The sequence below is a fragment of the Allocatelliglobosispora scoriae genome (assembly GCF_014204945.1).
Taxonomy (GTDB): domain Bacteria; phylum Actinomycetota; class Actinomycetes; order Mycobacteriales; family Micromonosporaceae; genus Allocatelliglobosispora; species Allocatelliglobosispora scoriae.
The window spans coordinates 3,194,537-3,215,404 of sequence record NZ_JACHMN010000002.1 but is presented as its reverse complement, the minus strand read 5'-3'; the positions used below and the strand labels follow the sequence as shown (position 1 = coordinate 3,215,404).

The window sequence follows — 20,868 nt, the reverse complement described above, 5'->3', positions numbered from 1 at the left end:
TACTCGGATCGTCCGGCACGTTCCTGCCGGTGGAAGGATTCATCCCTCATGGCTACGGTTTCCTACCGTAAGGCGTCCCGGATCTACCCGGGCACGCAGAAGCCCGCCGTCAACGAGCTCGACCTCGAGATCGGCGATGGCGAGTTCCTCGTTCTCGTCGGCCCCTCGGGTTGTGGCAAGTCCACCAGCCTGCGCATGCTCGCCGGCCTGGAGGACGTTGACCAGGGCGCGATCTACATCGACGACCGCGACGTCACCAACCTGCCGCCGAAGTCGCGCGACATCGCGATGGTCTTCCAGAACTACGCGCTCTACCCGCACATGACGGTCTACGAGAACATGGCGTTCGCCCTGAAGCTTCGCAAGACGCCGAAGAGCGAGATCGACGTGCGTGTGAAGAAGGCCGCTCAGATGCTGCAGCTCGAGGAGTACCTCGGCCGTAAGCCGAAGGCGCTCTCCGGCGGTCAGCGCCAGCGTGTCGCGATGGGTCGCGCCATCGTGCGTGAGCCCCAGGTCTTCCTCATGGACGAGCCGCTGTCGAACCTCGACGCCAAGCTCCGCGTCCAGACCCGTTCGCAGATCGCCAGCCTCCAGAAGGAGCTCGGCATCACGACGGTCTACGTCACGCACGACCAGGTCGAGGCCATGACGATGGGTCACCGCGTCGCGGTCATGCTCGACGGCAACCTCCAGCAGGTGGACACGCCGCGGGCGCTCTACGACCAGCCCGCCAACGTCTTCGTCGCCGGCTTCATCGGTTCGCCGGCCATGAACATCAAGACGGTCGACCTCAACGAGCAGGGCGCGATCTTCGCGCAGATGCTGCTGCCGCTCACCCGTGAGCAGGTTGCGGCGGCCCGTGAGGGTGGCGCCAGCAAGGTGACCGTCGGCTTCCGTCCGGAGGACACCGACGTGGTGTCGCCGAGCGAGGGCGGCATGCCGATCCTCGTCGACCTCGTCGAGGACCTCGGTTCCGAGGCCAACGTCTACGGTCACGTCGACCTCAACGGCGGCCAGGAGCGGTTCGTCGTTCGCACCGACCGCCGCACCATGCCGTCGATGGGGCAGACGATCTTCGTCAAGCCGCGCGTCGGCGCCCACCACGCCTTCCACAGCGTGAACGGCGAGCGCATCTAAGTGTCATGACGAGAGGAGCGGAGGCCCGATGGGCCTCCGCTCCTCTCGTTTCCGCAGGTTCTGCGATTACTCGATCAGGCCGGCGACCATGCCGACGACCGGCAGGCCGCGCAGCAGGGCGAGCGGCACCGGCAGGGAGCTGACGAGCGGCAGCTCGTTGACGACGGGCAGTCCGGAGAGCGCCTGCGTCAGCGAGAGGCCCTCCTCGTGTCCGCTGAGCGACGGGTATTCCGCGTCGTCACCGGCGACGGGCCGGTCGGTGGCGCGGTGCTTGCCGACGTGCGCGGAGTCGCGCCGGACGCTGACGCGGCCGGGCACGGGTGCCGCCTGGTTGATCAGGCCGGCGATGTTGCGAGCGCCCGCGAGGGCGCCCAGCGGGTTGGCGCCGGGCGCTCCGGAGAGCCCGCCCGTGAGTCCGCCCAGCGCGCCGAGCGGGCTCTGCGCACCGGTGAGGCCGCCGGTGAGTCCACCCAGGCCGCCGAGGCCGCCGGCACCGCCGCCGGTCAGACCACCGGTGAGGCCGCCGGTGATCCCACCGAGGTCACCGAGGCCGCCGAGCCCACCCAGGCCGTCGGTGTTGCCGCCGGTCAGACCGCCGGTGAGGCCGGTGATCGCGCCGAGCGGGCCGCCCTTGTCCTTGCCGATGGTGCCGTTGAGCCCGCTGGTCAGCGAACCGGAGAGCTGGCCCAGGTTGGTCAGGCCGGTGAGGCCGCCGAGCGGGCTGTTCTTGGTCACGCCGTTGATCATGTCGCCGACGATCGGCAGGCTGCCCACGATCGGCAGGCCACCACCCTGGCCGTTGTAGGTCCCGATGCCGTTGCTCAGCAGGCGGCCGACGATCGGCAGCTTGTTGGGGTCGGGCACCTCGCCGTCCTTGAGGAACGGGCCGACGAAGGGGAGCTGGTTGGCGATGTCGCCGACCACGACGAACTGGCCGATCGGTCCGGTGCTGTCGAAGAGCGGGCCGACGAACGGCAGCTTGTCGACGAGCGGCAGGCCCTCGGTCTGCATGCCCGGGAGGAACTCCCCGGCGGGCTGGCTGATCGCCGCCTGGCCCAGGTCGGCCGGGGCGAAGCCCGCCTGGTTGAAGTCGACCTGGTTGAGGCCGGTCGTGTCGAACGCGTTCGGGTCGAAGCCCTGGTCGAACATGGCCTGCCCGAACGCCGCCGGGTCGAAGGCGCTCGGGTCGAAGTTCGCCGGGTCGAACATCGACGGGTCGAACGCGGTCGGGTCCAGCGTCGGGGTGTCGGCGCGGGCGATCGCGTTGGCGATGAGCTGCGGCACCACCGTCTGGGTCAGCGTGGCCGGGTCGAGGCCGGCGGCCTGCGCGGTCGCCGGGTCGAGCGGGATGCCGGTCGAGTTGACGATGATCGGGCCGTCGGGCTGCGCCTGCGGGTTCTGCCCGACCGGGTGCTGCCCGACCGGGTTCTCGCCGACGAAGCGCGGTGCGGCGACCTGCGGCTGTGGCTGCGGCTGCGCGGCGTCGCCACCGGTGAGGCCGCCGAGCAGCCCACCCGTGAGCCCGTCGGTCAGGCCGCTGCCACCGGAGAGTCCGCCGGTGAGGCCGCCGAGCGCGCTGAGCGGGCCACCGCCGTCCTCGCCGCCGAGCAGCCCACCCGTGAGCCCGCCGCCGGTGAGGCCACCCAGCGCACCGAGCGGGCCGCCACCGTCGTCGCCGCCGAGCAGCCCACCGGTGAGCCCGCCGCCGGTGAGGCCGCCGAGCGCACCGAGCGGGCCGCCGTCGCCGCCACCGGTAAGCCCACCGAGCAGCCCGCCGACGCCACCGTCACCGGTGAGTCCGCCGGTGATGCCGTCGAGTGCGGGCAGGAACTCCGGCTGCATCCGGGTCATGCCGACTGACGGGGACCGCTGAGCGAGGTCGGACATCGTCCCGGTCAGGAAGATGCCACCCGTCCGGCCGTCGTTGGCGCGCAGGGACAGCGGCGACTGTGCCGCCGTACCGGTGCTGGGTGTATCGAGCGACAGACCCAGGTTGCTCAGGCCGCCGGTCGGGGAGAAGAGGTCGTCCAGGAGTCCTCGCAGAGCCTGGGGGTCGGTGTTCGGCATCGGCGCAATCGCGTCCTGCGCGTGCGCCGCCCCTCCGCCGAGAAGCAAGAATCCGCTAGCGACGCCGACGGTACCGACGGCGCGGTATAGCCACTTGTTCATGTCCATCCATTCGCATAGAACCCATGCACAGGGTGCAGTCGTCCGATAAAGCCAACGAACAAGTCGGGCATATCGTCGCGGTTCGGACACACTTCACGATCGAATGGAGCCATTCCTGACGATGGTCGGACACTCCGGTAAGCCCGGTCGGGCTACGATCCGGGCGTGCCCCCCTCGATCTCCTCCCTCTTCGACACGTTGCGCCCCAACGGCCGCCCGATGCGCGGGCACTTCATCGTCTGCGGCAGCGACGCGCTCGCCTATCGCCTGGTCGAGGAGCTGAGCCAGCGCTACAACGCCGCCGTCACGGTGATCAAGACGCCGGGTCAGCGGCTGGAGGGCCGGGATTTCACCGATCTGCCGGGGGTACGCGTGCTCACCGCCGACCGCCTCGACGACCGGATCTTCACCGAAGCCGGGGTGCAGACGGCGAGCGGTCTGGCCCTCGTGGCGCAGGACGATGTCGGCAACATCCACGCCGCGATGCGGGCACAGGACCTCAGTCCGCAGCTCCGCCTCGTGATCCGGATGTACAACACCGGCCTCGGCTACCGCATCCGGCTGCTCTTCCACGACTGCGCCGTCGTCTCCGACTCCTCCATCGCCGCGCCCGCCTTCGTCGAGGCGGCCCTCGGTGACGGCGCGCCGAGCTACTTCCGGCTCGGCGGGCGTACGCTCTTCGCCACCCGCCGCAGCGAGATCGGCGAGAAGGATGTCATCGCCGGGCTCGCCGTCACGGCTGCCGGGAAGGCGCCGGTGGTGCTCCCGGCCGAGCAGCGCCTCGCCGACCTGGTGCTCGCCGTCGCGCACGGCGAACCGCAGGCCGCAGCGGCGAAGCGCAAGCGACGCCGGTGGGGGATCGGCGCCGCGCTGCGCTCGATGCGGCACGGCGTCTCCCGCACGATGCGCATCTGGCTCGGCGTCACCCTCGGCTTCCAGATCCTCGCCACGCTCGGGCTCGCGCTCAGCGACGACGAGAAGACCACGCCCTGGAAGGTCAGCTACCAGATGCTGGTCACGGCGTTCGCGGGAGCTGCCTACGAGAAGAACGACAGCTTCCTGAACCAGCTCTGCAAGCTCGTCATCATGATCACTGGGCTGGTGCTCGTACCGCTGATCACGGCGGCGATCGTGCAGGCCTCGGTCAACACCAGACTCGCCCTCAACTCGGGCAAGCTGCTGACGCCGATGTCGGATCACGTGGTCGTCGTCGGGCTGGGCAACGTGGGTACGCGGGTCATCCGGGCGCTGCACGACCTCGGCGTACCCGTCGTGGCCGTGGACAAGAACGAGCACTCGCGCGGCGCGACGCTCGCACGCGAGCGTGAGATCCCCTTCATCGTCGGCGACGCGAGCCGGGAGGAGATCCTGCGCTCGGCGTCGGTGGAGCGCTGCAAGGCGCTCGTCATCGTCTCGACCGACGATGTCGTCAACCTGGAGGCGGCGCTGCAGGGCCGGTCGCTCAACCCGAAGCTCAAGGTGGTGCTGCGCCTGTTCGAGAGCGATCTCGCCGAGCGCATCCAGCGCACCTTCAACATCGCGATCACCCGCAGCGTCTCGTCGATCGCGGCACCGGCCTTCGCCGCAGCCCTGATGGAGCGCGAGGTGATCGCGACGATCCCGGTCGGTCGTCGGGTGCTGCTCGTCGCGGACGTGCCGGTCGCGGCCGGATCACGGCTCGCGGGTGCGCCGATCGGCGGTGCGGACAGTGATCAGGAGTGCCGGGTGATCGCGCTGACCCCGACCGGCGGTTCGCTGCCGACCTGGCAGCCCGTGCCGACCCGCGTGCTCGCTCCGCACGACCGGATCACGGTGGTCGCGACCCGGGCCGGGCTCAGCAAGCTGCTGGCGCTGGCGTCGTCGCCGACCGATCCGATCGGGCAGCCCGACGCCGCAGCCGCCGAGTGACGAACCCGAAGGGCATCAGTCCGAGCAGCACCAGGCCGGTCGTCCGGGGCATCCCGCTCAGGTCGACCGGCGGCCCCGACATCTGCCGCCAGGAGTTGAAGTCAACCCCGGCCGCGAATAGGTCGACGGTCGCGGTGCAGGCGGCGAGCTCGGTCCCGGCGGTCGTCGCCAAGCATTGGGTACGCAGATCCGCCGCCAACGCCTCATCCAGCGTGTCCCGGGCACCGGGTGCCAGCGGGTGCCCGGTGCGTTCGGCGTAACGCAGCAGGTCGTAGCCGTAGTCATGGGCCTGGCAGGGCACGGCGAAGTCGAAGGGCCGCCCCTCGCCGGGCACGGAGCAGCCGCCGTCCGGGTTGACGAGGCGGGTGCTGCCGTCGGCGAGCTGCGCCGACACCGGCGTGTAGCCCATGACCTGGGCGAAGTTGCCGGGGGGCGACTTCGGGAGCGCGGCACCGATCGAGGCGGGTGCCGGTGCGACGACGAGGATGGTGGCGAGGGCGCCGAAGGCGGCGGCCAGCCACAGTCCGCGTCGCGACATTGCGACTCCTTGCATCCGGGATCAGTGCGAACGCTAAGTTACCCGGAGTGATCAGTGCAGCTGGGAGCCTGTGACAAAGATCACTCGGCGATCTCGTCCGGCTCGTAGCCGAGGATCGCCTGCTCGTCGGGGCGGTGCACGAGCACGTCGGCGAGGAACGACTGCACGGCCGGAGCCAGGCCGACATCGCGGCCGGCCTCCTCCGAGAGCCGGAACCGGTGGTCGGTGACCTGCACGAAGAGCTCCGGCGGCTCCAGCTTGCGGCGCAGGTGCGGCGGCACGGCCCGGACCACCGGCTCGAAGACCTCGGTGAACCAGCGGTGCGCCGCCTGCGACTCGTCCGGCAGGTCCGACTCGGCGCGATAGGTGTCGAGGTCGTTGAGGAGGCTGCGGGCCTGGTTCTCCTCGGCGTCGAGGCCGGTCAGGCGCAGCAGCCGGCGGCTGTGGTGGCCCGCGTCGACGACCTTGGGGCGCACGTGCACCTGGTTGTCGACGACCGACATCGCCACCTCCTCGACATCGAAGCCAAGCTCGTTGAGGCGGCGGATCCGCTTCTCGATATACCGGCGCGTGTCCTGCTCGACGCGCTCCTCGAAGGTGATCTCGTTCCAGAGGGTTTCGTAACGGCGTACCACCTCGTCGGAGACGTGCTCCGGGTCGATCTGGTCGTGCAGCAGGCCGGCAGCCTGAAGGTCGAGGGCCTCGCCGAAGATATTGGTCCGGGCGATCTCCAGGTCCTCGCTGCGCTGCCCGTTGGACAGGCGCAGGTGCAGGGCGCCGGTCTCGGCGTCGACGAGGTAGGCCGCGAATGCGCCCGCGTCGCGCCGGAACAGCGTGTTGGACAGCGAGCAGTCGCCCCAGAAGAAGCCGATGAGGTGCATCCGCACCAGCAGCGCGGCGAGCGCGTCGAGGAGCCGGTTCATCGTCTCGGGCCGCAGCGTGTGCGAGAAGACCGCGCGATAGGGCAGCGAGAACTGTAGATGCCGTGTCACCAGGACGGGTTCGAGCGATTCGCCATCCACGGAGAGCCGATCGGCCACGATCGCGACGGCCTCGACCGCGGGCGCACTGATGCGCTCCAATGCCCGCAGGAGATCGTATTCGCGCTCGGCGATCCGCTCCCGCGTCTCCTTGACGGCGTAGACCGTCCCGTGCAGCTTCACGAAGCGCACGACGTGGCGCGAGATGCCCTGAGGCAGCGCGACCAGGTGATCCGCGGGCCACTCCTCCAGGGGAGTGTTCCACGGCAACTCGAGTAGGGACGGGTCGACAAGGGCAGAGGTGATCCGCACGGGTGTCATCCTGCCTGGTCCGGTTCCGCGACGCGTCGTGAAGGTGGCTCGTTACACAGATACGTTCCGTTCCCACGATCACCAACGGAGGCCCGTCTTCATGCGAAGGACGTTTGCGCTGCTCGTCGGAGTTGGATTGTCGCTCTCCCTGGGGGCGGCCGGTATCGCTGCGATGGGTGGAGGCGCGGACGCACCGCCGCAGGTGACGGGGCTGCGATCAGCCGAACAGCAGCCGGTCGAGAAGGCGAAGGCGAACGAGAAGGCGGCGGTACGCGTACCCGTCAAGAAAGCGGAACGTCCCGGCGTGGTCTGGGACCGGGGTGCCGAGGAGGCCGGACGGGTCGAGACGACCTCGACCACCCTGGGGTACCTGGACGCGCAGCGGCAGGCGACCTTCCGCTACCCCGGCGCCGAATACGTGAAGCTGCACTTCACCCGGGTGCTGATGCTGCCCGGCGACTACCTGACCGTCTCGACGCCCGACGGCACCGAGAGCCACCGCTATGACGGCAACGACGCCGAGGGCACCTGGTCGATGTCGGTGACCGGCGACACCGCGCGGATGGAGCTGCACGCCGGCCCGCTCGACCTGCTCGGCCTGGGCGCCACGATCGCCTCGCTCGGCGTCACCGTGGACAAGGTGGCCCGCGGTTTCACCCGCGAGGAGCGGGCGGCGAAGTCGGAGGCGGACCGGGCGCGCAAGAGCCAGGGCCGTGAGGAGAGCGTCTGCGGCTCCGACACCAAGGCCGACGCGGTCTGCTTCCGCACCACCGACCCCGTGCTCTACACGCGGTCCAAGGCGGTCGTGCGGCTGCTCATCGACGGCACCGAGCTCTGCACCGCCTGGCGGGTCGGCGTCAACAACCGGCTGCTCACCAACCACCACTGCCTGGAGACGAGCGCGCAGGCCGCGCAGACCGAGGTGTGGTTCAACTACCAGTGCGCGCAGTGCGGCGGCTACGACGTCTTCCGGCCGACGAAGGTCTGGGCGTCCGAGGTGCTCGCCACCGACGCGACGCTCGACTTCACGCTCTTCAGCGTGGAGAACTTCCCGCTCGTGCAGCACTACGGCTACCTCAGCCTCGACGTGCGGGCGCCGCAGGTCGGCGAGCTGCTCTACGTCCCGCAGCACCCGAGCGGCGCACCGGCCGCGATCACGGTCGACGAGGGCAACGGCAACTGCCAGATCATCGACGCCAGTTACGACGGGTACGCCAAGGACACCGATGCGTCCTACTACTGCGACACCGAGGGCGGCTCGTCCGGCTCGCCGGTCCTGTCGCGCGTCACCAACCGCGTCATCGCGCTGCACCACTTCGGCGGGTGCCCCAACTCCGGCGTACGCATCGACCGGATCTACCCGAAGATCTCCACGCTACTGTGAGCGGATGCTGCGCGAACGGTACCGATCCTGGTGGTGGGATGTCGCCCTGCTCGCGGGGCTGGCCGGGACGACCTGGCTCGTCGCGGCCGGTGTCACCCACGACCTCGACCTCGCCGTCCGTGACTGGTGCCTCGCTCACCAGCCCGACTGGGCCTACTGGACCGCCCGCGCGCTGAACCTCTTCGGTCAGGGCTGGCTGCTGATGTACGTCATCTCCGGCGCGCTCACCGTCTACCTGCTCGTCAAGCGCCGTGACTGGCGCTGGGCGCTGCCGATAGTCGTGGGCTACTTCCTCACCAGCGCCACCGCCGGGCCGATGAAGCTGCTCACGGACCGGGCCGCGCCGCGCAATCCGAGCCCGAACGCGGTGGAGCTCTTCCAGGATCCGGCCGGGATGTCGTTCCCGTCCGGGCACGTCGTCAACGCGATCTTCTGGTGGGGCGTGATCGTGCTGCTCGTCCGGCAGATCCGACCGGTCCCGGTGGTGCTGGAGCGGTGGGTCCGCTTCGCGCCGCCGATCATCGTGCTCGGCACGACGACCTACCTGGCGTTCCACTGGGTCACCGACGGGGTGGCGGCGCTGTTCCTCGGAGTATTCATCTGGCGTCTCTTCCTGCGCCTGCCCTGGCCTCGTATCCTGCCGCAGTGACGTTCGCGTCCCGCCCGGGTCGCGCTGTGGGCACGCTCCAAGATCGTCGCAACTCTTGAAGAGTTGGTGCTAAGGCGCCTCCCCCGTCACGTTTTGCAGCAAAGCGTGGCCTCGCGGCGCGAAATGACCACGCTTTGCTGCAAAACGTGACGAGGGGTGGGGCGTGACTCACAGCGCGGGCGGGCTCGAACGGCGGCTCGGGCTGCGGGATGCCGTGGTGATCGGACTCGGGTCGATGCTCGGTGCCGGAGTCTTCGTCGTCTGGGGTCCCGCCGCCGCCCGTGCCGGAAGCGGTCCCCGGCTCCTGCTCGCACTGCTCCTCGCCGCCCTGGTCGCCGCCGCCAACGCGGCGAGTTCGGCGCGGCTCGCCGCGCGCTACCCCGAGTCGGGCGGCGCCTACGTCTACGGCTACGAACGGCTCGGCCCCTGGGCCGGACGGCTCGCGGGGTGGTCCTTCCTCATCGGCAAGTCCGCGAGCTGCGCCGCGATGGCGCTGGCGATCGGTGCCTACGCGTGGCCCGGCCAGCAGCGGGCGATCGGCGTCGCCGCGGTCGTCCTGCTCACCGCCGTCAACCTGCGCGGCATCGCCAAGACCGCCCTCGCCACCCGGGCCCTCGTCGCGGTCACCCTGATCGTGCTGGTCACGGCCGTCGCCTGCGGCATGGTCGCCCCGGTCGCCCCGGCGAGCGCCGATGCCGCGGGTGGAGACGTGATCGGCGCCGCCGGGCTGATCTTCTTCGCCTTCGCCGGGTACGCCAGAATCGCCACCCTCGGCGAGGAGGTACGCGACCCGGCCCGCGCCATTCCCCGGGCGATCGGGATCGCGTTCGGTGCCGTGCTCGCCGTCTATGTCGGGGTGGCCCTGGTCTGCCTGCGGGTCCTCGGCTCGGCCGGGCTCGCCGACTCCGCCGCGCCGCTCGCCGACGTGACCCGGGCGGCGGGGGCAGCTGTTCTGGTACCGGTCGTGCGGGGCGGTGCCGTGGTGGCCGTCGTGGGCGTACTCCTCGCGTTGATCGCGGGGGTGGGGCGCACCGCGCTGGCGATGGCGCGACGCGGCGACCTGCCGCGGGGTCTCGCAGCCGTGCGCCGCGGCGTGCCCGCGCGGGCCGAACTGGCGGTCGCCGGTGTGGTGATCGTGCTGGTCCTCGTCGGCGGCCTGGGCAGCGCCATCGCCCTGTCGAGCTGTGCGGTGCTGATCTATTACGCGGTCGCGAACGCTGCCGCGTGGACCCTGCCCGGCCGCTGGTGGACCCGGTTGGTCGCCACGTTCGGCCTGCTCGCGTGCCTGGTCATCATGGCCGCCACCCTCCGCTCCCTCCTGCCCGGCTAGCCCAAGATCGCCACAACTCTTCAAGAGTTGGTCCTAAAAGGTCCGCGCCCCCGGAGTCACGTTTTGCAGCAAAGCGTGGTCTCGCGGTGCGGAATAGGCACGCTTTGCTGCAAAACGTGGCGCTCGGCGCGTGAATAACACCAACTCTTGAAGAGTTGCGGCGATCTTGGAGCGCGAGCGGCGGGCGGGCGGGTGGCGGGGCTAGGGCAGGTGCACCCGGTGGGGGTGGGCATAGAGGTTGAAGGTGTCACCGCGGACGAAGCCGGCCAGCGTCATCCCCGCCTCGACGGCGAGGTCGACCGCGAGCGTGCTCGGTGCCGAGACCGCCGCGAGCAGCGGAATCCCGGCCATCCAGGCCTTCTGCGTCAGCTCGAAGCTGGCCCGGCCGGAGACCATCAGCAGGTGCCCGGTCAGCGGCAGCAGACCCGCCTGCAGCGCCCATCCGACCACCTTGTCGACCGCGTTGTGCCTGCCCACGTCCTCCCGGACCACGACCAGCTCGCCCGCCGAGGTGAAGAGCCCGGCCGCGTGCAGCCCGCCGGTCCGGTCGAAGGTGCGCTGCGCGGCGCGGAGCCGGTCCGGGAGCGCGATGATCACCGACGGCTCCACCGAGACCGCATCGGCAGCGAGATCGAAGCGGGACCTGGTGCGGATCGCGTCGATGCTCGCCTTGCCGCAGACCCCGCACGAGCTGGTCGTATAGAAGTTGCGCTCGACCGACGCATCCGGCGGCGGCACGTGCGCCGCGAGCGTCACCTCGACCACGTTGAAGCCGTCATCGCCGCAGAGGATCGCGGTGACGACATCGTCCGGAGCGCCGATCACGCCCTCGGTGACGAGAAAACCCAGGGCAAGGTCAAGTTCATCCCCGGGGGTACGCATCGTCACCGCGAGCGGTCGCCTGCCGACCCGGATCTCCAGCGGCTCCTCGGTGGCGAGAGTGTCGGGACGTTTCGTCGCGGCGCCCCCGACGATGACGCGCACTGTCGGACGCCGCCCGGAAGACCGCATGATCAAGAAGCCGCGTCGAGGGACACGGCGTCGGAGGACACGGCGCCGGAGGAGACCGCGTCGAGGGCTGCCCGTTCGAGCCGGACGATGATCTGCTTCGAGGTCGGAGTGTTCGACTCGGCAGCGGTCGAGTCCAGCGGCACCAGCACGTTCGCCTCCGGGAAGTAGGCGGCCGCGCAGCCGCGCGCGGTGTCGTAGGAGACGATCCGGAAGCGCGGCGCCCGCCGTTCGGTGTCCGCCCACTCCGACACGATGTCGACGATCTCCCCGTCGCGCAGCCCGAGTTCGGCGAGGTCGTCGGGGTTGACGAAGACCACCCGGCGTCCACCGGTGATGCCCCGGTAACGGTCGTCGAGGCCGTAGATCGTGGTGTTGTACTGGTCGTGGCTGCGCAGGGTCTGCAGCAGCAGGCGGCCGGGCGGCACCTCGACCGGCGCGATCGGGCTGACCGTGAAGTGGGCGAGACCGTCGGCGGTCGGGAAGGACCGGCTGTCGCGGGGCGGGTGCGGCAGGGTGAATCCGCCGGGGGTGGCGACCTTAGCCTCGAAGCCGTCGAAGCCGGGCACGCTCGTCGCGATCAGCTCCCGCACGGTCCGGTAGTCGGCGGTCCAGGTCGACCACGGCAGCGTCGGCGCGATCAGGGCGCCCAGCCGGGACACGATCGCCACCTCGGAGAGGAGCAGCGGCGAGGCGGGCGGCAGGTTGCCCTGCGAGGAGTGCACGTTGGACATGGAGTCCTCGACGGTGACGAACTGCTCGCCGGTCGCCTGCACATCGCGTTCGGTCCGCCCGAGGCACGGCAGGATCAGCGAGGTCTGCTCGTCGCCCGCGATGACGTGCGAGCGGTTGAGCTTCGTCGAGACGTGCACGGTGAGGTCGACGTTGCGCAGGGCCGCCTCGGTGACATCGCTGTCGGGGGAGGCGGCGGCGAAGTTGCCGCCGAGCGCCATGAAGACCTTGATCTCGCCGTCGCGCATGGCCCGGATCGCCTCGACGGTGTCGAGCCCGCGCTCGGCCGGCATCGCCACCCCGGTCGCATCCGCGAGGCGGGGCAGCCACGACGGCGGCTCGTGCCAGATGCCCATGGTCCGGTCGCCCTGGACGTTGGAGTGCCCGCGTACGGGACAGAGCCCGGCACCCTTCTTGCCGATCATGCCCCGCAGCAGCTGAACGTTGACGACCTCGCGAATCGTGGCGACCGCGTCGCGCCCCTGGGTCAGCCCCATCGCCCAGCAGACGATCGTGGCGCTGGACTGGGCGAAGAGCTTCGTCGCGGTCTCGATCTCGGCCCTGGTGAGCCCGGTCGCGGTGAGCACGGCTGCCCAGTCGAGCTCGCCGAGGTGGGTGCGGTAGGCGTCGTACCCGGCGGTCGACGACTCGATGAACGACGTATCTGCAGATCCGGCCTCGATGAGCAGCGAGCCGATCGCCTGGAAGAGGGCCAGGTCCCCGCCGACGCGGATCTGCAGGTGCAGGTCGGCGAGAGCGGTGCCCCGCCCGGCGAGGCCGCTGAGCTTCTGCGGGTTCTTGAAGCGCATCAGCCCGGCCTCGGGCAGCGGGTTGACGGCGATGATGCGGGCCCCGTTGCGCTTGGCGTGCTCCAGCGCGGTGAGCATGCGGGGGTGGTTCGTACCGGGGTTCTGGCCGACGACGACGATCAGCCGCGCCGCGTGGACGTCGTCGAGGGTGACCGTGCCCTTGCCGATCCCGATGGTGCTGATCAGCGCGGCGCCCGAGGACTCGTGGCACATGTTGGAGCAGTCGGGCAGGTTGTTGGTGCCGTGGGCGCGGGCGAGGAGCTGGTAGAGGAAGGCAGCCTCGTTGGAGGTGCGTCCGGAGGTGTAGAAGACCGCGCGATCCGGCTCATGGGCGGCGAGCGAGCGTGCCACCAGCCCGAACGCGTCGTCCCAGGCGATCGGAGCGTAGTGCGCCGAACCGGGAAACTTGATCATCGGGGTGGTGATCCGGCCCTGTTTCCCCAGCCAGTGGTCGGTCTGGGTGGCGAGGTCGGCGATGGCGTGCTCGGCGAAGAACTCCGGGGTAACGCGGCGCAGCGTCGCCTCCTCGGCCACGGCCTTGGCACCGTTTTCGCAGAACTCGGCATGAGAGCGCTGCTCCGGTCCCGGCTCCGGCCAGGCACAGCCGGGGCAGTCGAAGCCGCCGGGCTGGTTGATCTTCAGCAGCGTGAGGGCGGTGCGGCGTACCCCCATCTGGGTCAGGCCCGCGGCCAGGCCGTGACCGACTCCCGGCAGCCCCGCGGCCGACTTCTTGGGATCGCCGACTCGAAGCTTCTTCGCCATATTCTCAGCGTCTCACAGTGTCGCCGGTTCGTTCGCGCTTGCGGGGCTCCGCTTCGCTCCACTCCTCGCGCTTCACGGTGTCGCCGGTTCGTTCGCGCTTGCGGGGCTCCGCTTCGCTCCACTCCTCGCGCTTCACGGTGTCGCCGGTTCGTTCGCGCTTGCGGGGCTCCGCTTCGCTCCACTCCTCGCGCTTCACGGTGTCGCCGGTTCGTTCGCGCTTGCGGGGCTCCGCTTCGCTCCACTCCTCGCGCTTCACGGTGTCGCCGGTTCGTTCGCGCTTGCGGGGCTCCGCTTCGCTCCACTCCTCGCGCTTCACGGTGTCGCCGGTTCGTTCGCGCTTGCAGGGCTCCTCGCGCCTCACAGCGCCACCGTGACCGTCAGGCCTCCTCCCGGACGTGGTGCGGCCTGCACCGTGCCGCCGTGCGCGCGGGCGATCGCTCGCACGATCGACAGCCCCAAACCGAATCCCCTGGTCACCCCGCCGACCCGCTCGCGGCCGAGGCGGCGGAAGGGCTGGAAGATCGTCTCCATCTCGTACGCCGGAACGACCGGCCCGGTGTTCGTCACGACGAGCCGGGCCTGCCCGTCCACCGTCGCCGTCTCGACCCGCACCCACCCGCCGTCGGCCACGTTGTGCTTCACCGCGTTCTCGACCAGGTTCTGCACCAGGCGCTCCAGCAGCACGGGATCACCCACGGTGGGAGCCGGTGCGAGAGCACTGCTCGCCCGCTCCACCGGCCCGAGGATGTGCCGGGCGATCTCGGCGAGGTCGACCTGCTCCTTAGTCGCGAGCTCGGTCTCGCTGTCGGCGAGCATGAGCAGTCCTTCGATGAGCCGCTCGTGCCGCTCGTTGACCTTGAGGAGGGACTCGCCGAGCCGGTGCGCGTCGTCGCTGACCCCGGGCCGGGTGATGGCGAGCTCGACGAGGGCCCGGTTGAGGGCGAGCGGTGTACGCAGCTCGTGCGAGGCATTGGCGACGAATCTCCGCTGCCCGTCGAAGGCCTGGTCCAGCCGGGCCAGCATCAGGTCGAAGGCGTCGGCGAGGCGGCGTACCTCGTCGTGGGGGCCGTCGAGCGCGATCCGCTCGTGCAGCCCGCCCCCGGCGGAGTCGGCGCGGGCGACCCGGGTCGCGGCATCGGTCATCCGGTGCAGCGGTTGCAGGATGCGACCGGCGATGAGCCAGCTGATCACGGCGGACGCGAGGAGGATCAGCGCCAGCGCGATCGCACCCTGGGTGAGCAGCGTGGTGAGGGTGGTGTCGCGGTAGCCCTCGGCCTGCTTCTGCACGAAGGTGAAGATCCTGTCCTGGGTCGGCGAATCCAGGAACCCCTTTCCCGGTCCCGGATCCGGGCCCGGAATCGAGGCGCCCTTGATCGTGATCGGTGCCGGGAGCTGCCGGTCCACCAGGTAGTAGGTGATCGCGAGCAGCACGACCCCGGCGACGGTGAAGAGCGTGGTGAAGGCGAGCGTGAGCCGGCCCCGGATGGTGAGTCGCTTCATCATGGCAGTCGGTACCCCACGCCGGGCACGGTCTCGATCAGCACGGGTTCGCCGAGCTTGCGGCGGAGCTTCATCATCGTCACCCGCACCACGTTGGTGAAGGGGTCGATGTTTTCGTCCCAGGCGCGTTCGAGCAGCTCCTCGGCGGAGACGAGGGTGCCGTCGGCGCGGAGCAGCTCGGCGAGGAGCGCGAACTCCTTGCGCGACAGCGCGATGTAGCAGCCGTCGCGGAAGACCTCGTGCCGGGTCGGGTCCAGGGTGATCCCGGCCCGGCGCAGCGTCGTCGGCGTCCGTGCCGCCGACCGGCGGGCGAGCGCGTGCACCCTCGCCGCCATCTCCACCATCGCGAACGGCTTCGTCAGGTAGTCGTCGGCGCCGAGCGCGAGCCCGGCCACCCGCTCCCGCACCGAGGCCGCCGCGGTGAGCATCAGCACCCGCGTCTCGGGCCGCTGCTCCGCGACCGATCGGCACAGCTCGTCGCCGGTGCGGCCGGGCAGGTCCCGGTCCAGCACCACCACGTCGTAGGCGTTGACATCGATCCGCTCCTGCCCGGCATCCCCGTCGTAGGCCACATCCACGGCGAACGCCTCCCGGCGCAGCCACTCGGCCACCGCGTCGGCCAACACGTCCTCGTCCTCCACCACCAGCACCCGCACGTGAGATTGATACATGATTTTGCGTAAAGGCGGCATAAACGTTGCTGGTAACGCCCTGGATACGCGAGTCCGAAGAGGCTCGTCGGCATGAGAAGACTTCTGGGTGTCCTGCTCCTGGCCGGCATCATGCTGGCCGGCTGCGGTGACGACAAGGGCAACGACGACATCGCCACGGCCGGCAGTCCGGCGGCCGGCGGCGCCTCTCCATCGCCGACGATGGACCTCGCCGAGCGGGGCCGCAAGTTCGCGCAGTGCATGCGTGAGCAGGGAATCCCGATGGAGGATCCGGAGATCGGCGACGACGGCTCGTTCAAGATGAAGATGGGCGGTCCCGGCTCCCAGGCGGGACCGATGGACAAGACCAAGGCCGACGCGGCGATGACCGCCTGCAAGCAGTTCCTGCCCGAGGGCGGTGCGGTCGGCAAGCTCGACCCCGAGGCCGTCGAGATGATGCGCAAATACGCCGTCTGCATGCGCTCCAACGGTGCTCCCGACTTCCCGGACCCCGACGAGAACGGCATGATCCGCATCGAGCGCGACCCGGCGAATGACGCAGGCTTCCAGGCCGCCGAGGAGAAGTGCAAGGACCTGCAGCCGAAGATGAGGACCCAGTCCAAGTGAAGATCAAAATTCTCATCGCTGCCGTCAGCGTCACCGCGATCGCCGGGCTCATCGCACTGCTGCTCTGGCCGACCGGCCCGGCTCCTCTCGCCGCCGCCGGGCCCGCCGAGACCGGCGAGGTGACGAGGCAGACCCTCGCCGACACCAAGTCCGTCGACGGCACCCTCGGTTACGGCACCACGACCTCGGTCACCAACAAGCTCAGCGGCACGATCACCGCGCTCGCCGCCGAGGGTGCCACGGTGAAGCGGGGCGCGACCCTCTACCGGGTCGACGACCAGCCGGTCGTGCTGCTCCAGGGTTCGCTCCCGGCGTACCGGGTGCTGCGCAACGGTGTCGAGGGCGCCGATGTCAAGCAGTTCGAGCAGAACCTCCGGGCGCTCGGCTACACCGGCTTCACCGTGGACGAGAAGTACAGCTCGTCGACGGCGAGCGCGGTCAAGAAGTGGCAGGAGAAGCTCGGGCTGCCCGAGACCGGCATGGTCGAGCCGGGGCGCATCGCCTATGCCGGTGCCGCCGTGCGGGTCGACAGCGTCGCCGTGGCCGTCGGCGACGCCGCCCAGCCGGGGCAGAGCGTGCTCAAGCTGACCGGAGTCGACCGGGTCGTCACCGTCACCCTCGACGTGGCCGACCAGCGCCTCGCCGCCAAGGGTGCGAAGGTCAAGCTCACCCTGCCCGACGGCAGCACCAAGGACGGCACGATCACCGCCATCCACACCGTGCTCAAGCCCGCGGGCAACGACGGCGCGACCGAGACGAAGATCGAGGTGACGGTCGGGCTCGCCCCGATCACCGGCTTCGACCAGGCCTCGGTCGATGTCGCGTTCACCGCCTCGGTGCGGGAGAAGGTCCTCACGGTCCCGATCGCCGCGCTGCTCGCGCTCCGCGAGGGGGGTTACGGCATCGAGATCATCACATCGGGGGGTACGCGCACCATCGCCGTCACCACCGGACTCTTCGCGAGCGGCCGGGTCGAGATCAGCGGACCCGACGTGACCGAGGGCCTCGTCGTCGGGCTGCCGTCGTGATCGAGCTGACCGAGGTGACCAAGGTCTACGAGGGCGACGTGCGGGCACTCGACGGCGTGACGGTCGGCATCGAGCGGGGTGAGCTGCTCGCCATCGTCGGCCCGTCCGGCTCGGGCAAGTCGACGATGCTGCACGTCATGGGCGCCCTGGACCGCTGCTCGTCGGGGCGGGTCGTCATCGACGGGCACGATCTGTCGACCCTCACCGACCGGCAGCTCTCGGCGCTGCGGGCGAGCCTGATCGGCTTCGTCTTCCAGCAGTTCCACCTGGGCGACGGGATGTCGATCGTCGACAACGTGGCGGACGGGTTGCTCTACAACGGCTTCCCGATCCGTGAACGGCGATCCCGGGCGGCCGCCGTGCTGCACCGGGTAGGCCTGGGCCACCGCCTCACCCACCGGCCGCACGAGCTCTCCGGCGGCGAACGCCAACGGGTGGCGATCGCCCGTGCGGTCGTCGGGGAGCCGCCGCTGCTCCTCGCCGACGAGCCGACCGGCAACCTCGACTCGCACTCGGGCGCTGCCGTGCTCGCCCTGCTCCGGGAGCTGCACGCGGCGGGCACGACGGTCATCGTGATCACCCATGATCGGGAGATCGCGGGTGCGCTGCCCCGGCAGATCGCGATGCGCGACGGGGTGATCGCATGACCGCCCCGCTCCGACCGGCCCGGTTGAGCCTGCGGGACCTGCTGCGGGTGGGGGCGATCGGTCTGCGTACGCGCAGGTTGCGAGCCTTCCTGTCGGCGCTGGGCATCGCGATCGGCATCGCCGCGATGGTCTCCGTCGTCGGCATCTCCGCCTCGTCGCAGGCCGAGGTCGAACGCCGGCTCGCCGCCCTCGGCACCAACCTGCTCACGGTCGCGCCCGGCAGCACCTTCTTCGGTGAGGCGGCCACCCTGCCGGACGAGGCACCCGACATGATCGGCCGGATCAAGCCGGTCACCGCCGTCGCCTCGACCGGGCGTACGTCGTCCCGGGTCTACCGCAGCGACCGCATCCCGCCCGCCGAGACGGGCGGGCTCGGGGTCCGGGCCGCCTCGCTGGAGCTGCCCGGCACGGTCGGGGCCACCGTCCGCAGCGGGACCTGGCTCAACGAGGCGACCGCGCGCTATCCGGCCGTCGTGCTCGGGTCGACGGCGGCTCGCCGGCTCGGCATCACCTCACCCGACGGGGGTCCGCAGGTGTGGCTCGGCGGGCAGTGGTTCACCGTCGTGGGAATTCTCGAAACGGTGCCGCTCGCCCCGGAGATCGACACGTCTGCGCTGGTGGGGTGGGCGGTCGCCGTCGAGCGCCTCGGCTTCGACGGGCATCCGAGCACTGTCTACACGCGTACCCGCGATGATGCGGTGGAGGCCGTGCGCGGCGTGCTGGCGGCGACGGCGAACCCGAAGTCCCCCAACGAGGTGAAGGTTTCGCGGCCCTCGGACGCGCTTGCGGCGAAGGAGGCGACCGACGACGCCTTCACCGGGCTGCTGCTCGGGCTGGGCGCGGTGGCGCTGCTGGTCGGCGGGGTCGGGGTGGCGAACACGATGGTGATCTCCGTACTCGAACGCCGAGCAGAGATCGGCCTGCGCCGGTCGCTCGGGGCGACCCGGGGGCATGTGCGGACGCAGTTCCTCACCGAGTCGCTGCTGCTGGCGGCGCTGGGCGGGTGCGGCGGTGTGCTGCTCGGGTGCCTGGTGACCGGCGGTTACGCGATCATGCAGGACTGGCCGCCGACGGTGCCCGCGTGGGCGCTGACCGGCGGAGTCCTCGCCACGGTGGTGATCGGCGGAATCGCGGGCCTCTATCCGGCGGTAAGGGCGGCACGCTTGAGCCCCACCGAGGCGCTGGCCACCCCGTAGCCGCGGTGTGATCGCCACACCAAGATCGCCGCACCAAGATCGCCGCAACTCTTCAAGAGTTGCGGCGATCATGGTGCGGCATGGCACCTCAGCGGTATGCCGTGAGCAGGTCTTTCGGAGTGATCACGGTTATGCCATCTCACCCGAGCCGATCGCGCCGAGCGCCAATCGGGCCTGGGAGCCGGCGGGGAACTCGGCAGCCAGAGCTCGCTCGCCGCTGATGAGCAGCACTGATTTGAAGGTACCAAATGTGGTGTCTAGTGGAGGCTCTTGAGACGGCCCTTCCAGCCGAAGAGCATCTGGGCCGGGTCCGCCTGGAGCACCCGATCCAGGAGCGTCGCGTAGACATCTCGGAAGTCGGTCGTGTATTTCAGATCGCCCTGGTCGAGCTTGGTGAGGCTCGGCGGATCGCCGTAGAGCCCGCCGGTCACGCCGGCCCCGATCAGGAAGACGTTCGACGCCGTCCCGTGATCGGTCCCGTCCGAGGCGTTGGCCTTCACCCGCCGCCCGAACTCGGAGTAGATCGCCACCACGACCTTGCGCCCCTGCTCGCTGCGGGACATCCGGTTGACGAAGTTGCTCACCGCCCGATCGAGCTGCCCCAGCAGCACCTCCTGCAGCCGCTTCTCGTCGGCGTGGGTGTCGAACCCGCCCAACGAGACCGAGAATGCCCGGGTCGCGACCTTCGCCTCGACACACTGGGCGACGAGTTCGAGCTGCTGCTCCAGCGCGGTGTTGCCGCCGGTGCCGGTCGCCGCGTCGGGGCCGTTCTCCGCCTTCTCCGCCGCCTCCTTGACCTCGCGCATCATCTGCTCGACGTTGACCGCGTCGGCGAAGCACCCGGCGGCGCGGGCCATCAGCGGCGACTCGCCGGGGGAGGTCTTGGCGAGTGCCGAGATGGTCTTCAGGCTCACGCCCTTGGGCAGGCGCAGGCCGTTGCCGCCGACCGCCGCACCGGCGCTGGTGGCCCCGGCGAGCAACGGCGGGAGGACGGGCTCGAAAGAGACCGCGAGGCGCGGGTCGCCACCGGCGGAGTCGAGCCAGCGGCCGAGCCAGCCGGTGGTGCCCGGCTCGGTGGGCTGGCCGGTCTGCCAGATGTCCATGGAGCGGAAGTGGCTGCGGTCGGGCTTGGGGTAACCGACACCCCGGACGATGGCGAGCTTCTGCTGGCCGTAGAGCTTGTGCAGGCCGGTCATCTTGGGGTTGAGGCCGGTCGTCTTGTCCAGCTTGAGGATCTGGTCGGCCTCATAGGAGAGTTCCGGTCGGGCCGCACGGTACGCCTTGTCGCCGAAGGGGATGACCGTGTTGAGCCCGTCGTTGCCGCCGTAGAGCGTGATCAGCACCAGGATGCGGGCACTCGACTCGGGTGGCGCCTCGCCCGCGGTCTCGAGGATCTGCGAGAGCGTGAAACCGCTGCCCCCGGCGGCGAGCGCGGTGGCGGCGACCACTCCGCTGCGGAGCAGGAACGTACGCCGGGTCGCTGTGTCCATGCCATCCGCCAA

18 protein-coding genes are annotated in these 20,868 nt (G+C 70.3%); 9 read left to right on the top strand and 9 right to left on the bottom strand.

What is annotated here, in order from left to right:
• Positions 1 to 48 precede the first annotated feature (48 nt).
• Positions 49 to 1,137 (top strand): ABC transporter ATP-binding protein, encoded by a 1,089-nt coding sequence (locus F4553_RS20240; RefSeq protein WP_184838272.1) that lies wholly within the window; start codon positions 49 to 51, stop codon positions 1,135 to 1,137.
• Between the two features lie 66 nt (positions 1,138 to 1,203).
• Here F4553_RS20240 and F4553_RS20235 read toward each other — a convergent pair whose 3' ends face one another.
• A complete protein-coding gene (locus tag F4553_RS20235; protein ID WP_184838270.1) occupies positions 1,204 to 3,204 on the bottom strand; it encodes a hypothetical protein in 2,001 nt (666 codons plus the stop codon).
• A 267-nt stretch (positions 3,205 to 3,471) separates the two neighbouring features.
• Here F4553_RS20235 and F4553_RS20230 point away from each other — a divergent pair, with 267 nt between their 5' ends.
• Positions 3,472 to 5,214 carry an NAD-binding protein gene (locus F4553_RS20230; RefSeq protein ID WP_184838268.1) on the top strand — a complete coding sequence of 581 codons (1,743 nt, stop codon included), beginning with the start codon at positions 3,472 to 3,474 and terminating at the stop codon, positions 5,212 to 5,214.
• Here the strand turns inward: F4553_RS20230 and F4553_RS20225 are convergent.
• Complete coding sequence (locus tag F4553_RS20225) at positions 5,141 to 5,752, bottom strand: phospholipase A2 (protein WP_184838266.1); 612 nt, start codon at positions 5,750 to 5,752, stop codon at positions 5,141 to 5,143. The genes F4553_RS20230 and F4553_RS20225 overlap by 74 nt on opposite strands.
• 80 nt (positions 5,753 to 5,832) lie before the next feature.
• Positions 5,833 to 7,053, bottom strand: a complete 1,221-nt coding sequence (locus tag F4553_RS20220) for a DUF4032 domain-containing protein (protein ID WP_184838264.1) — start codon at positions 7,051 to 7,053, stop codon at positions 5,833 to 5,835.
• A gap of 91 nt (positions 7,054 to 7,144) precedes the next feature.
• Between F4553_RS20220 and F4553_RS20215 the strand changes: the two genes are divergently transcribed.
• From F4553_RS20215 to F4553_RS20205, 3 genes are all read left to right on the top strand, one after another.
• Complete coding sequence (locus F4553_RS20215; protein ID WP_184838262.1) at positions 7,145 to 8,428, top strand: trypsin-like serine peptidase; 1,284 nt, start codon at positions 7,145 to 7,147, stop codon at positions 8,426 to 8,428.
• Between the two features lie 4 nt (positions 8,429 to 8,432).
• On the top strand, positions 8,433 to 9,077 hold the full coding sequence (locus F4553_RS20210; protein ID WP_184838260.1) for a phosphatase PAP2 family protein: 645 nt from the start codon (positions 8,433 to 8,435) through the stop codon (positions 9,075 to 9,077).
• Between the two features lie 235 nt (positions 9,078 to 9,312).
• Positions 9,313 to 10,407 carry an APC family permease gene (locus F4553_RS20205; protein ID WP_184840951.1) on the top strand — a complete coding sequence of 365 codons (1,095 nt, stop codon included), beginning with the start codon at positions 9,313 to 9,315 and terminating at the stop codon, positions 10,405 to 10,407.
• A 201-nt stretch (positions 10,408 to 10,608) separates the two neighbouring features.
• On the opposite strand, the gene fdhD is transcribed toward F4553_RS20205, so the two are convergent.
• The 5 genes from fdhD to F4553_RS20180 are packed head-to-tail and all read right to left on the bottom strand — an operon-like array spanning position 10,609 to position 15,874.
• The gene (gene fdhD / locus F4553_RS20200; RefSeq protein WP_446680434.1) at positions 10,609 to 11,421 is read right to left on the bottom strand and encodes a formate dehydrogenase accessory sulfurtransferase FdhD; all 813 of its coding nucleotides are present in this window, start codon (positions 11,419 to 11,421) and stop codon (positions 10,609 to 10,611) included.
• Entirely contained in the window at positions 11,421 to 13,718 is a 2,298-nt protein-coding gene (locus F4553_RS20195) for an FdhF/YdeP family oxidoreductase (protein WP_184838256.1), read from the bottom strand. Before F4553_RS20195 ends, fdhD begins: the two co-directional genes overlap by 1 nt.
• A gap of 4 nt (positions 13,719 to 13,722) precedes the next feature.
• Positions 13,723 to 14,079, bottom strand: coding sequence for a hypothetical protein (locus F4553_RS20190; protein WP_184838254.1), 357 nt, complete (start codon positions 14,077 to 14,079; stop codon positions 13,723 to 13,725).
• Positions 14,076 to 15,218, bottom strand: a complete 1,143-nt coding sequence (locus F4553_RS20185; RefSeq protein WP_184838252.1) for a sensor histidine kinase — start codon at positions 15,216 to 15,218, stop codon at positions 14,076 to 14,078. Before F4553_RS20185 ends, F4553_RS20190 begins: the two co-directional genes overlap by 4 nt.
• Positions 15,218 to 15,874, bottom strand: a complete 657-nt coding sequence (locus F4553_RS20180) for a response regulator transcription factor (RefSeq protein ID WP_184838250.1) — start codon at positions 15,872 to 15,874, stop codon at positions 15,218 to 15,220. The genes F4553_RS20185 and F4553_RS20180 overlap by 1 nt, the downstream gene beginning before the upstream one ends.
• Before the next feature lie 87 nt (positions 15,875 to 15,961).
• Here F4553_RS20180 and F4553_RS20175 point away from each other — a divergent pair, with 87 nt between their 5' ends.
• Genes F4553_RS20175 through F4553_RS20160 form a run of 4 tightly spaced genes read left to right on the top strand, consistent with a single transcriptional unit; the run spans position 15,962 to position 19,366 of the window.
• Positions 15,962 to 16,495 carry a hypothetical protein gene (locus F4553_RS20175; protein ID WP_184838248.1) on the top strand — a complete coding sequence of 178 codons (534 nt, stop codon included), beginning with the start codon at positions 15,962 to 15,964 and terminating at the stop codon, positions 16,493 to 16,495.
• Positions 16,492 to 17,523, top strand: coding sequence for a peptidoglycan-binding protein (locus F4553_RS20170; RefSeq protein ID WP_184838246.1), 1,032 nt, complete (start codon positions 16,492 to 16,494; stop codon positions 17,521 to 17,523). Before F4553_RS20175 ends, F4553_RS20170 begins: the two co-directional genes overlap by 4 nt.
• A complete protein-coding gene (locus F4553_RS20165) occupies positions 17,520 to 18,170 on the top strand; it encodes an ABC transporter ATP-binding protein (protein ID WP_184838244.1) in 651 nt (216 codons plus the stop codon). Before F4553_RS20170 ends, F4553_RS20165 begins: the two co-directional genes overlap by 4 nt.
• Positions 18,167 to 19,366 (top strand): ABC transporter permease, encoded by a 1,200-nt coding sequence (locus F4553_RS20160; protein WP_184838242.1) that lies wholly within the window; start codon positions 18,167 to 18,169, stop codon positions 19,364 to 19,366. Before F4553_RS20165 ends, F4553_RS20160 begins: the two co-directional genes overlap by 4 nt.
• Positions 19,367 to 19,623: 257 nt before the next feature.
• Here F4553_RS20160 and F4553_RS20155 read toward each other — a convergent pair whose 3' ends face one another.
• Positions 19,624 to 20,856 (bottom strand): DUF1501 domain-containing protein, encoded by a 1,233-nt coding sequence (locus F4553_RS20155; protein ID WP_184838239.1) that lies wholly within the window; start codon positions 20,854 to 20,856, stop codon positions 19,624 to 19,626.
• Positions 20,857 to 20,868 lie beyond the last annotated feature (12 nt).

Excerpts from the sequence above, each read along its gene's own strand:
- F4553_RS20225 (WP_184838266.1), bottom strand. The coding sequence starts at position 5,752 with ATGTCGCGACGCGGACTGTGGCTGGCCGCCGCCTTCGGCGCCCTCGCC.
- F4553_RS20175 (WP_184838248.1), top strand. The coding sequence starts at position 15,962 with ATGAGAAGACTTCTGGGTGTCCTGCTCCTGGCCGGCATCATGCTGGCC.
- F4553_RS20155 (WP_184838239.1), bottom strand. The coding sequence starts at position 20,856 with ATGGACACAGCGACCCGGCGTACGTTCCTGCTCCGCAGCGGAGTGGTC.
- F4553_RS20160 (WP_184838242.1), top strand. The coding sequence starts at position 18,167 with ATGACCGCCCCGCTCCGACCGGCCCGGTTGAGCCTGCGGGACCTGCTG.
- F4553_RS20205 (WP_184840951.1), top strand. The coding sequence starts at position 9,313 with ATGCTCGGTGCCGGAGTCTTCGTCGTCTGGGGTCCCGCCGCCGCCCGT.
- F4553_RS20220 (WP_184838264.1), bottom strand. The coding sequence starts at position 7,053 with ATGACACCCGTGCGGATCACCTCTGCCCTTGTCGACCCGTCCCTACTC.
- F4553_RS20195 (WP_184838256.1), bottom strand. The coding sequence starts at position 13,718 with ATGGCGAAGAAGCTTCGAGTCGGCGATCCCAAGAAGTCGGCCGCGGGG.
- F4553_RS20235 (WP_184838270.1), bottom strand. The coding sequence starts at position 3,204 with ATGCCGAACACCGACCCCCAGGCTCTGCGAGGACTCCTGGACGACCTC.
- F4553_RS20240 (WP_184838272.1), top strand. The coding sequence starts at position 49 with ATGGCTACGGTTTCCTACCGTAAGGCGTCCCGGATCTACCCGGGCACG.
- F4553_RS20185 (WP_184838252.1), bottom strand. The coding sequence starts at position 15,218 with ATGAAGCGACTCACCATCCGGGGCCGGCTCACGCTCGCCTTCACCACG.
- F4553_RS20215 (WP_184838262.1), top strand. The coding sequence starts at position 7,145 with ATGCGAAGGACGTTTGCGCTGCTCGTCGGAGTTGGATTGTCGCTCTCC.
- F4553_RS20210 (WP_184838260.1), top strand. The coding sequence starts at position 8,433 with ATGCTGCGCGAACGGTACCGATCCTGGTGGTGGGATGTCGCCCTGCTC.